At 36.9% G+C, this 12,127-nt stretch carries 11 protein-coding genes; 7 read left to right on the top strand and 4 right to left on the bottom strand.

What is annotated here, in order from left to right:
* Window positions 1-12: 12 nt before the first annotated feature.
* On the bottom strand, window positions 13-1,602 hold the full coding sequence (locus ELS83_RS09070; protein ID WP_171595232.1) for a hypothetical protein: 1,590 nt from the start codon (window positions 1,600-1,602) through the stop codon (window positions 13-15).
* Window positions 1,603-1,989: 387 nt separating this feature from the next.
* Here ELS83_RS09070 and ELS83_RS09065 point away from each other — a divergent pair, with 387 nt between their 5' ends.
* The 7 genes from ELS83_RS09065 to nfo all read left to right on the top strand — a co-directional run bounded on the left by ELS83_RS09065 (window position 1,990) and on the right by nfo (window position 9,961).
* On the top strand, window positions 1,990-3,069 hold the full coding sequence (locus ELS83_RS09065; RefSeq protein ID WP_171595231.1) for a WD40/YVTN/BNR-like repeat-containing protein: 1,080 nt from the start codon (window positions 1,990-1,992) through the stop codon (window positions 3,067-3,069).
* 83 nt (window positions 3,070-3,152) lie between these two features.
* Window positions 3,153-3,722, top strand: a complete 570-nt coding sequence (locus ELS83_RS09060) for a hypothetical protein (protein ID WP_171595230.1) — start codon at window positions 3,153-3,155, stop codon at window positions 3,720-3,722.
* A gap of 138 nt (window positions 3,723-3,860) precedes the next feature.
* On the top strand, window positions 3,861-4,556 hold the full coding sequence (locus ELS83_RS09055) for an SIMPL domain-containing protein (RefSeq protein ID WP_171595229.1): 696 nt from the start codon (window positions 3,861-3,863) through the stop codon (window positions 4,554-4,556).
* Window positions 4,557-4,746: 190 nt separating this feature from the next.
* Window positions 4,747-5,484 (top strand): lysophospholipid acyltransferase family protein, encoded by a 738-nt coding sequence (locus tag ELS83_RS09050; protein WP_171595228.1) that lies wholly within the window; start codon window positions 4,747-4,749, stop codon window positions 5,482-5,484.
* Between the two features lies 1 nt (window position 5,485).
* The gene (locus ELS83_RS09045; RefSeq protein WP_171595227.1) at window positions 5,486-6,337 is read left to right on the top strand and encodes a patatin-like phospholipase family protein; all 852 of its coding nucleotides are present in this window, start codon (window positions 5,486-5,488) and stop codon (window positions 6,335-6,337) included.
* A gap of 237 nt (window positions 6,338-6,574) precedes the next feature.
* Window positions 6,575-9,031, top strand: a complete 2,457-nt coding sequence (locus ELS83_RS09040; protein ID WP_171595226.1) for a TonB-dependent receptor — start codon at window positions 6,575-6,577, stop codon at window positions 9,029-9,031.
* Between the two features lie 87 nt (window positions 9,032-9,118).
* Window positions 9,119-9,961, top strand: coding sequence for a deoxyribonuclease IV (gene nfo, locus ELS83_RS09035; protein WP_171595225.1), 843 nt, complete (start codon window positions 9,119-9,121; stop codon window positions 9,959-9,961).
* Here nfo and ELS83_RS09030 read toward each other — a convergent pair whose 3' ends face one another.
* The 3 genes from ELS83_RS09030 to ELS83_RS09020 all read right to left on the bottom strand — a co-directional run bounded on the left by ELS83_RS09030 (window position 9,962) and on the right by ELS83_RS09020 (window position 12,110).
* Window positions 9,962-10,708, bottom strand: coding sequence for a sulfite exporter TauE/SafE family protein (locus ELS83_RS09030; RefSeq protein ID WP_171595224.1), 747 nt, complete (start codon window positions 10,706-10,708; stop codon window positions 9,962-9,964).
* A 79-nt stretch (window positions 10,709-10,787) separates the two neighbouring features.
* Window positions 10,788-11,402, bottom strand: coding sequence for a MarC family protein (locus tag ELS83_RS09025; RefSeq protein WP_171595223.1), 615 nt, complete (start codon window positions 11,400-11,402; stop codon window positions 10,788-10,790).
* A 249-nt stretch (window positions 11,403-11,651) separates the two neighbouring features.
* A complete protein-coding gene (locus ELS83_RS09020) occupies window positions 11,652-12,110 on the bottom strand; it encodes a methionine-R-sulfoxide reductase (protein ID WP_171595222.1) in 459 nt (152 codons plus the stop codon).
* Between the last annotated feature and the right edge of the window lie 17 nt (window positions 12,111-12,127).

The following is a 12,127-nucleotide window of genomic DNA, read 5'->3' as shown; positions in this document are numbered from 1 at the left end:
TTTTAACAAAGATTAATAAATTTCATTTGCCTGAAGTTTTCGCCTTCGCTTCTCTTCTTTCAGTCTCTTTCTCTCTTCTTTTCTCAGCTTTCGCTTGATTTTTCTTTTCTCCGATGCCAACATCGACTCCCTGATAGCATCACTGGTATCAATTGCAGCAGTGGTGTTGCTTCTACTGGAATTGTAATCCTGCGCTTGAACGCCATTTGTATTTCCTGTATCAGGATTATTGGTAATTCCACTTGAATTATTGCTGCGGCTAGAGTTGTAATCCTGCGCTTTCAGGTTGTTCTTATCGAGATCTTCCTTGTTTTCTTCCAATTCAATTGCACTGGTTGTATTGCTTCTACTTGAATTGTAATCCTGCGCTTGAACACTTTTAGTATTTCCAGTTTCAGGATTGTTGGTAATTCCACTTGAATTATTGCTGCGGCTAGAGTTGTAATCCTGGGCTTTCAGGTTGTTCTTATCAAAATCATCCTTGTTTTCTTCCAATTCAATTGCGCTAGTTGTATTGCTTCTGCTCGAATTGTAATCTTGCGCCTGAACGCTTTTTGTATTTCCCGTATTAGGATTGTTGGTAGTTCCACTTGAATTATTGCTGCGGCTAGAGTTGTAATCCTGGGCTTTCAGGTTGTTCTTATCAAAATCATCCTTGTTTTCTTCCAATTCAATTGCGCTAGTTGTATTGCTTCTGCTCGAATTATAGTCTTGTGCCCTGGTGCCAGAACTTTGTCCTACATGACCACTACCTCCACTTATCCCTTGTTCGTACATTGGATTGCTTCCTGTATTCCCTGTTTCCTGGTACAAAGGATTGTTATTCTTGTTTCCTTTTTCCTGGTACATTGGGTTTTCGCCTTTGTTCTGATTGCCTTGGTATAAAGGATTTGAACTTCTCCTGTTAGGATGGTTGCCCATTTTTCCCATAACAATGCTGATCCCAAAGTTTACATTCATACTCGAAAATTTAAACTTGGTATTGGTTGTGGGGATTTCGCTTGCCAAATCCAGATCAATCCTACCATCGGCACCAATGGCTTTCGATATGTCTTTCGATTGGTAAGTAAGATCGCCTTGTAAAGCAGTGAGGTATTCACCGCTGATAAAAAGTTCAAGTCCCTTGCATAATTCCGTATTTATTTTGGCACCAAATCTTGCACTTAGTGCAGTTAAGCTCTGTTGTTTTAACTGGTCCGTTGTGATATCGGAATTTGGATGAACCTGGTGTAGCTCTGGCGTGCTGTTTACCATGATGCCTGTTCTTCCATATAGCTTTACAGAGAGTTTATCCGTTCCCAAACCAAACTGTGGCCCTACATCAAAGCCCAGGCTTCTATATTGTTTTCTGCTTCCTTGTGTTTGTCCAAACTCTTGTCTCACATTAAATGAGGAATGCTTTACACCCATCCCAATCGATAGTTTATCACAAAAATGTTTACTAATCGATAACTCGTTGTTGAAACCATCTTCAACAAAATCTTTAAAATCGCTATTGGGAATACTAATACCATTCACAAGCTCAATGGATACATTTTGCTTTTGTGCATGAGTCTGACTTACAAAAAAGATACATAGGAGGCAGAATATCGTCTTTTTCATATCGTGTGTTATTGGTGGATGAATGTATAACTGTATTCATAAGATACGAAAAAAAACAATAAAGGACTTGGTGGTCTGATATTGTGTGGATTATGGCATGATTTATGTTGTTAAATTGAATATATCATATTTATAAATTATGATGTTGATACGAGACTTTTAAAATGATGAATATAACTATGAGATCTTGTTAAAGTGTAACGATATGAGGCAATTAGGTGCTTGTGTGATCGATTGTTGTTTGTTTTGCTGATTTGGGAAGTGTGGGGTGAAAAGCACTTGTAGTTTTCTTCGTAATTGGATTATGTATGTATACAGAATAAGGCCAATTCCATTAAACATGTACAAAAGAAGAACCTATTTATATACCTAAATAATAAAAACAAAATGAAGAAAGCACTAATGCTATTGCTTGGAGCACCCCTGTTTTTTTCTTGTCAGAACGATGAGATAGAACCTGCTCCAGAGGAACATCTGCATGATGAAAACTGCCAGTACAAAACTGAAATGACCGCACCACAAGGTTTTACCATTGAAGAAAAAAGCTCCATTGAAATGAATGGCTCGCTTAAGGAAATTCAATTTCTAAATGAAGATGTAGCTTATATTTTGGGATCCAATAACTATGGAGGCCATGCCGATGTCTTTAAATCCGAAGATGGTGGAAAAACCTGGTCAGATCTAAACCTACAACTTAGAAGGTCTCCGGAAAATATGTTTTTTCTTAACAAGGAAATTGGCTTCGTGTCTACTAACGATAAAGGAAAATTACTTAAAACCATAGATGGAGGCTTAAACTGGACTGAGATTCATTATGAGAACATTAATGGTATGCTGCATCGCATTCAAAAGGATCATGAAAACAATTTGTATGCGATATCAAGAATTTCAGATGCTCATTCTGTGTTGATTAAATCTACTGATGAGGGAAATACCTGGAATATTATCAATGAATCGTATGATTTTGGCGCTACTTATTCAACATTTAGTTTTAAGATTCTTGAGGATAAGATTTACGTATCAGGAAAACATGGAAAACTGATTGTGACCGATTTAGACGGGGATTTATTGAAGGTAATCGAAACTGATTTATCGGATTTTTTGGATGTTGAAATCATAGACCATGATCATATTATTGTGTCTCATGGAAATAAAACTTATCAATCAGCTGATGGAGGTTTGAATTGGACAAGTCTTGAAGCCAACTATAAAAGATTGCTCGATTTTACCAATAAAGACACCGGTCTTGTTTTGCTGAATAAAGCTTCATGCCCAGTTGCAGATTATCCATTAGATCAGGATGTTATTGCATTTACTACCGATGGTGGACATAGTTGGGAAGAAAGTCAAGAGTTTACCAACCTTATAGTTAATTATGTCGATTGCTTTAAAATGAATGATAGCAGATATTTCTTACTTGTAGAGCAAAAACTATATGAATTGCAAAAAGAGAAGGGTATTGATTGATACTGATATCGTAAAGATTCCTTCATCCATCATGTTGCATTGCAGCATGATCAATAATTCGCATTAACTTAAATCACAAACTTATGAAAAAACCTTTAAGAAAAACGACACGAGTTTTGGTTTTGTTGCTACTTGCAATAAGTATTCCTGCAAGCTTTGCATTTGCACAGGATACCAAGCTGAGAAAAAAAGAATCCACTTTATTAATATTGGAATATCCCAATTACGACAGGTCGGAGTTTATTCCAAAATTGATGTTCACACTGAAAACCCAGTATTTCAATGTAGTTGCTAAACCAGATGTTGTTGATGTGGTGAAGAAGGAAGATGAAGAGAAGGAAAATGAGAAAGGTAAAGCAGACATATCCGAGAAAATAAGCATGTTGGATACTCTGGATTTAAAAGTAGAGATGAAGGAGTATAAGAGTGTTTACATACTCAAAATGAAATATTATATCAAAGACCCAGGAGTTCGTTACTTCAGGATGAAACATTTCCATGGACAATTAATCGACAATGCTACCGGTGAAAAAATAAGGGATATCAAAATACGAAATTCAAAAAGGAGAGATGAAAATTACGGTACACGTGATCATCGAGATATTATAAGTCATATCAAACATAAACTCAATTTGGATTTTGTGACCAATTAGCACATCAGTTTGAATAAAGAAAAACGGGATTGATAACTTTCAATCTCGTTTTTTTATGCGGGGAAAGTAGGTGTTTATGGCACAATATATGTTATGTAAGGACTATTGAAAATTCAAATATTTAATAAAATATAACACATGAAAAAAAGTATAGTAATTCTATTTGCCTTATTGATTGCATTATATGCAAATGCGCAAAACCAGAAGAATTTTATCGATCAAAACTACATCGAAGTAAAAGGAGTTGCTGAAATGGAAATTGCCCCTGACGAAATTTACCTGAATATCGTACTGGATGAGAAAGACACCAAGAATAAAGAGAGTATCGAACAGCTGGAACAAAAAATGTTTAAAGCTCTCGAAAAAGCTGGTGTCGATTTGGAAAAACAGCTTTCGGTATCCGATTTTGCCAGTAATATCAAGTTTCACTTTCTCAAAAGATCCAATATTTTAAAATCGAAGATATTTGAACTCCTGCTTCACGATTCAAATACCTTGGCAAAGGTATTTGTTGAGTTGGAAAAGATCAAAATTTCAAATGTGAGCATTGTACGAATGGATCATTCAGAGATCGAGAAATATCGTAAACAGGTAAAAGTTAATGCCATAAAAGCAGGTAAGGAAAAAGCTGTAGCATTAACGGAGGCCATTGGACAAGAGGTAGGTAAAGCCATTTATATTAACGAGAATGCTTCGCATTTTCGAAATGATTATTCCAATTCAGCAATTAGAATAAGAGGAGCAGCCAGCATGGGAGCTATGAAAACTCCTAATCTTGACCTTCAGAAAATTAAGTTGGAATATACGGTTCAACTTCGTTTCGAATTGTTATAAAAAGAACAGACCACAGCTTGCATTTGACGGAACATAGATTGGAGGACCTTGTTTCACTCATGCCTGCTGTGGTCTTTATGATTGTATTTTTCCGATTTGATGCGATACTTGAATTAGAAAATCTTCTTCATTCTTTACCAATAAATGAAATTTTTGTTCTTTTGTGGTGAATTTAAATCAACAAAGAACAATGACCAAAATTTTATCATATTTCTTAACCACATTATTTTACATTTTATTCTTTCTTTTACTGGTAATTTTTCACCCTATTCAGGTCATTTGCCTAAAAGTATTTGGATACAGGGCACACAAAAATTCAGTTGATGTACTGAATTTTCTTTTGATGCGTTTGGTTGGTATTCTTGCGGTTCGAATTACCTACGAAGGAAAGGCTAATTTCCCAAAAGATCGACCTTTAATTATTGTTTCTAATCACCAGGGAACTTACGATATTCCGCCCATTGTGTGGTTGTTTCGCAAATACCATCCAAAGTTTATTTCGAAGAAAGAGCTGGCCAAAAACATACCCAGTGTTTCCTATAATTTACGACACAGTGGCGCCGCTTTAATCGATAGAAAAAACAGGGCGCAGGCCATTCCTGAAATCTATAAACTTGGACAACTGATTGCTAAAAATAATTACGCAGCTTGTATTTTTCCGGAGGGAACAAGAAGTAAAACCGGTAAAATGAAAAAGTTTAAATCGGGGGGAATCGAAACCCTTCTGAAAGCTGCCCCAAATGCCTTAATTGTTCCTTTTGCTGTTGAAGGGAATTACAAAATCGAAAAAAGAGGAATGTTTCCTTTATGTATTGGGCAGAAAGTGAAATACAGTATACTTGATCCTATCGAAACAGAAGGAAAATCGGCCATCGAAATTACCAATGAAGCGGAACAGCTAATTCGTAAGAAATTAAACCAGTTGTAACATGCAAAAGCGAGAAGGCAAAACAGCATTGGTAGTTGAAGGAGGAGCCATGCGTGGCATTTTTGCAGCTGGTGTACTCGATGCTTTTATGGAACAAGCTTTTCTTCCTTTTGATATGGTAATTGGTGTATCTGCCGGATCGATTAATGCAGCTGCCTATTTGGCAAACCAGAAAGGGAGGAACTATAAAGTTTTTACCGATTACTCCTTGCGACCAGAATATATCAGTTGGAAAAAATTCCTGAAAGGTGGTCATTTAATGGATTTGGATTGGTCGTGGGAGATTACAGGAAGAGAATTGCCCATAAATACCGATGTACTTTTTTCGAAGAATGTGGATTTCGAAATTGGAATCACATTAAATAAGGATGGGAACTCTAAATTTATAAAAGCGAATCCTGAAAATTTAAGCGATGTGATGAAGGCCAGTTGCTCTGTGCCATTGTTCTACAGAAACTTTCTGAAAATAGATGACGATATTGTAGCCGATGGTGGCGTTTCTGCGCCAATTCCGGTGCAACGCGCACTGGATAAAGGTGCCAACAAAATTATGGTAATCCGTTCTCGTAAATCGGATTACAGGATGAAAAATGGGAATGAAAATAAACTGTCGCGATTTTTATTCAGAAAACACCCAGGCTTGGCAAAAGCAATTCAAAATCGACCAGAAATTTACAATCAAAGTATCCATTTAATTCATCATCCTCCCAATGGAGTTGAGATGATTGATGTATGTCCTGCCGATTCGTTTGCTACCAAGCGATTTACGACTGATATTGATATCCTGAACAAAGATTATCTTTTGGGAAAAGAACAAGGTCTGGAAGCCATTAAACAATGGAATGATCGTTAATATTTCTTCCGGCGTTCGGAAAAATCCGAACTGATTTCTTAAAAAATTGTTAATATTCAAAAGAGGGATTAAACCTTTCTGCGCTTTGAGTGTCTATACTTCGACATTAAGTCGAAACAGACTACAGTTTCATCGGGTAAATGTTAATAAATATCTAAAATGATACATTATTACATATTTATCGATGGAGTAATTGTAAGTTTAGCTTGGCAAAAGAAAAATTTAACCTACTAAGAAATGAATAAACTAACACTATTGCTTGGCTTTTTGTGCCTGGCAATTTTTGCGAAAGCAGTTGAACCTGTTGTAAAACCCGAACTTCAGGGGGGAGTTATTAAAGGAGTTGTAAAAGATCAGGCATTGGAAGCACCAGTTGAATACGCAACCGTATCGGTGTACACCATGGCAGATTCAACCTTAATAGACGGAACCATAACCGATGCAAAGGGTGCTTTCGAATTAAAAAAGTTAAAACCTGGAAGTTACTTTGTTGAAGTCTCATTTATTGGATACAACAAAGCTGCAGTTCGAAATATTCCAATCAACAAAAAACGAAAAGTAATCGACTTAAAAACAGTTAGCCTGCGTCAATCAACCGAGGCATTAGATGAGGTTACGGTAACCACCGAAAGAATTCCGGTTCAATATCAAATCGATAAGAAAGTGATTCCTGTAAGCAGGCAAATTACGGCTGCCAGTGGAAATGCTGTTGATGTATTGGAGAATGTACCTTCGGTAACTGTCGACATTGAAGGAAATGTAAGTTTACGAGGAAGTTCGAACTTTACCGTCCTGGTTGATGGTAAACCGTCTATTCTCGATGCAGCTGATATTCTGGAACAAATGCCTGCCAGTATGATTGAAAATATAGAAATCATTACCAACCCTTCTGCAAAATATGACCCAGAAGGAACGGCTGGTATTATTAATGTAATTACCAAGAAAAATAAAGAATCGGGTTTAACCGGGGTGGTAAATGTGAATTTGGGGAGCCACGAAAATAATAGTGCCGATTTTTTGTTGAACTATCGCAAGAAGAAATGGAACTTCAATTTTGGCTTGGACTATAGCAGAAGAGGTTTTAAAGGTTCTTCGGAATCGGAAAACAGAACTGAAATTCAGGGGACGACAAACTACTTATTATCTAGTGGTGATACCGAGCGCCACCGCGATGGTTATGGTTTCAAAACCGGGGTAGATTACGATATCAATGATAAAAACCAGTTGTCATTTGCATTTAGATATGGTACCCGTGATATGGAGCGCAAATCGTTTCTTGATTATGAAGAATATGCCGAAGGAGAACCTTCTGTATTTTATGATAGCCGAGATCAGTGGAACAGGGAAATGAACTTTGTAAATTCAAGTTTATCTTATACAAAGAAATTCGAAGGGAAAGGCCACCAGTGGTATAGCCAGGTTAGCTTTTCGCGTCGAACCAGTGGAGATGAGGAATCGATTAATGCAAGATTTGATGATGCAGGAAATCAGATTTCTGGTCAGAGATCTACCGAAGAAGGTCCTGGACAACGAATTGAAATTCGTTCGGATTACACGCTTCCGATGGGCGAGGAAAGAAAATTGGAGTTTGGATACCAGGGACAGATTCGTTCGAGCGAAGCAGATACAAAACGCTTCGAGTACAATACATCAACCAACTTGTACGATTACCAGGAACAATATAGCAATGATGTTACCTACGACAGAAGTGTACATGGTTTATATGCAACATTTGCTGATAAGGCTGGTATCTTAGGATATCAGGTGGGTTTTAGAACCGAACATACCAATCGTGAGGTAGATTATAGTGGAGAAGCAGAAAAATTCAAGATTAACAGGTGGGATTTCTTTCCAACCATTCATGCACAATTGGATTTGGGATCAAGAAACCAGTTAATGGCCAGTTATACGCGAAGAATTGACCGTCCGAGAGGTTATTATCTTGAACCATTTATTACCTGGACCGATGCCTATAATGTTCGACAAGGAAATCCTGATTTGGACCCGGAGTACATTGATTCTTATGAATTGGGTTATATGAAACGATTTGGAGATCAGGCTATTTCTGTCGAGTCGTACTATAAGGTAACTCATAACAAAGTGGAGAGAATTAGAACCGTTTACGATGAGAATGTAATGTTAAGCAGTGTTGCCAATGTTGGAAAAGATTACTCATTGGGTATCGAGGCAACATTGAATTTAAGTTTTGCCAAATGGTTCAAAAACGATTTAATTGGTAATATCTATCACTACAAGGAAGAAGGTAGCTTTGAAACCGAAAATGCACTGGGCGAAATTGTAGCTCAGGACTTTTCAACCGAAAGCTTTAACTGGAGTATCCGCAACAACTCTACCATTATTTTTGATAAGAGTACACGACTTCAAATGAATATCAATTACCGATCACCTACCGATTGGGCTCAAGGAGAACGTGCAGGATTCCTGACCACATCAATCGCTTTAAGAAAAGATTTCTTCAAGCGTAAACTATCAGCAACTTTCCAGGTTCGCGATGTGTTGGGTACATTCAAACACGAAGTGGAATACATGGGAGATGGATTCTACAATTTCAATCAATTCGAAATGGATTCGCCTGTGTTTCGTCTGAATTTAAGCTATAAGATCAACAATTATAAGCAAAAACGAGGAAGACGATCGGTAAACGGAGTGGATGTTGAAGAATTTGAAATGTAAAAAAGCATACAGATATCAAGAAACTCACGGATTTTATTTCGTGAGTTTTTTGTTTGTACTAATTTGCGAAATGTTAAAAAAAACCATATGAAATTAATAGGAGCCCATGTAAGTACGGCAGGAGGTGTTGAAAATGCACCTGCAAATGCAAATAAAATAGGAGCCAAAGCTTTTGCATTGTTTACTAAAAATCAAAGACAATGGAATGCCAAGCCATTTACTCATAAGAATATCGATGAATTTAAAGCCAATTGCGAAAAGTTTGGTTTTGCGCCCGACCATATTCTTCCTCACGATAGTTACCTGATTAATTTGGGACATCCCGACTCATTGGCATTGGAGAAATCAAGAAATGCTTTCCTGAACGAGTTGCAACGTTGCGAACAATTAGGCCTAAATCGCCTGAACTTTCACCCCGGAAGTCATTTAAAGAAAGTAAGCATTGATGAATGCCTGGCTACAATTTCCGAATCGATAAATATTAGCCTGGATCAAACACAAGGCGTTTGTGCCGTTATTGAAAATACGGCAGGACAAGGCAGTAATCTTGGCTTTACTTTCGAACAAATTGCTGAAATTATTCACCGCGTCGAAGACAAGGAGAGGATAGGAGTGTGCATTGATACCTGTCATGCATTTACTGCAGGTTATGACCTTTCAACACAGAAGAGTTTTGACCAGGTATTTTCCGATTTTGAAAGAATTATCGGATTTAAGTACCTCAAAGGAATGCACCTGAACGATTCCAAAAAGGAACTGGGATCGAGAGTAGATCGACATGAAGTAATTGGCAAGGGCTTTATCGGATTAGATGCATTTACATGGCTGATGAATGATGCCAGGTTTAATCAAATCCCAATGGTTTTGGAAACACCAAATTCTGAAAACTGGGCACAGGAAATTCAATTACTCTACTCTTTGCAAAACTAACTAGTGGTGAATTAAGGTAGAAACAACAATAAAAACACCGGTAACGATATTGATTCCAATTACCATTTTTCGGAATTTTTCAGGCTCTACTTTACCAGAAAATTTAGAGCCCAAATGGGAACCAAAGAACAGAATCGGTAAGCAAAACAATGCAAGGTTTACCGATTCGGCTTCAATCATACCATTCATTACAAAGGCTGCAGTGGTAAAGAAAGAAGAGAATGTACTAAACCATGCAAAAATTCCGCGGAAGCGATCTTTCGAATAGCCTTTTCTGTTCATGGCAATTACCAATGGTGGACCTCCTACCGAAATACATGAACTTAAAATTCCACTTACAAAACCTGCAAAAACAATTGGGTATTTTCTAAAGTGCTTCGACAATTTAACCTTACCTAACATTCTAATTGAAAATACAATGACAAGGATGCCGGTAATTAATCTGAGGTTTTCGCTGCTCATAAATTTAAGGGCATACACACCTAATGGAATGCCTCCTAAACTTGCAATAAACATGGGAATAAACAGCTTGGCCTTAATTCTTTCCTGCAATTTAAACAGGATCACCAGGCTGGTAATCAGGTTGAACAAACTCATTGCAGGAACCAGCACTTGCATTGGGAATATCAATGAAAGAAATGGCACAGCAAGTAGCGCAAATCCAAAGCCTGTCATTCCTTTAATAAAGGCTGCCGATAGAATTACGATACTGCAAAGTACTATTTGTATCAGTGTAATGTCATGCATTATGGATGCAAATTAATTGAGTTTTACCTTCTGCAAAGTTAACGGAAGCACTGCAAATAATAGCACTAAATGCGTTAAATTAAGGATGTTGTACAGCGTCTTTTAAGAATGGAAACAAAGTATGAATTTGAATGGCAACATTACTCATAAATAGTTTAACAGATATTGCCAATAGGATGATTCCGAATACCTTGCGTAAGATGTGAATGCCGCCATCGCCAAGAACTCTTTCTACGAAATTGGTTGATTTTAACACCAGGTAAACAAAGGCAAGGTTTAAAATAATTGCAGCAATAATATTCTCAACGGCATATTCAGCCCTCAAAGCCAATACTGTGGTAAATGAACCTGCACCTGCCACCAACGGAAAGGCAATAGGAACAATAGATACACCACTCGGACCATCATATTTAATGATTTCGATTCCCATCACCATTTCAGCACCCATAATAAACAGGATAATAGAACCTGCAATGGCAAAACTGGAGATATCTACACCAAATATTCCCAACAGTTTCTCTCCCAAAAAGGTGAATATTATCAGTACAGTTAAAGCAACCAATGTTGCCTTTAAAGCTTCAATTTGTCCGCCTTTTTTCTTTAAATCCAATATTATTGGGATAGATCCGATGATATCAATCACAGCAAAAAGTACCATAGAAGCGGAAACAATCTCAAGAAAATTTAGATTCATAGTCAAAGAGTTTTAATGAGTTAATAGAAAATCTTAATCGTAAACTTACAATATTTTTATGATCCATTCTAAACTGTTTTTTCAAAATAAGAAACAGTTGGAATATAAGTTGTTAAAATTTATACACGATAGTGCTTGATGTGTGAAAAATTCAAACATTTCGCGAAGATATGTTTTTTATCTCAATATTCAAGCATAAAAAAAAGAGTTTTCCAATGAAAACTCTTATGGTCGTGAGTATGAAATATTTTACTTTTTCTCTTTTAACTCTTCCTTTGGAATAAAGTTCAACGAAATGCTATTGACACAATGCCTGGTATTCTTTTCGGTAAAGCCTTCGCCAATAAATACATGCCCCAGGTGTCCATCGCAATTGGCACATACAATTTCTGTTCTTCTTCCATCGGCATCAGGAATTCTCTTTACCGCACCTTCAATTTCATCATCGAAACTTGGCCAGCCACAATGAGAATCAAACTTGTCCGTTGAAAGATACAGCTCAGCATTACATTGCTTGCAAGTGTATACTCCTGTTGCTTTATTGTTAAGGTATTTGCCCGTTCCCGGATATTCTGTTCCCTTATGCAGAATTACTCTTTTTTCAGCTTCGGTAAGTTTATTGTACTGATCCTTATTCATGGCTTTTTGTGCGTTTAAGTTGTGGCTTAAAAATAGAACTAAGCCTATTAATGTAAGTATATTTTTCATCATGATATTTTTAATTA

The sequence above is a fragment of the Marinifilum caeruleilacunae genome (assembly GCF_013141825.1).
Classification (GTDB): Bacteria; Bacteroidota; Bacteroidia; order Bacteroidales; family Marinifilaceae; genus Marinifilum; species Marinifilum caeruleilacunae.
The sequence above is the reverse complement of the archived record's forward strand: the minus strand, read 5'-3'. Positions and strand labels throughout refer to the sequence as shown.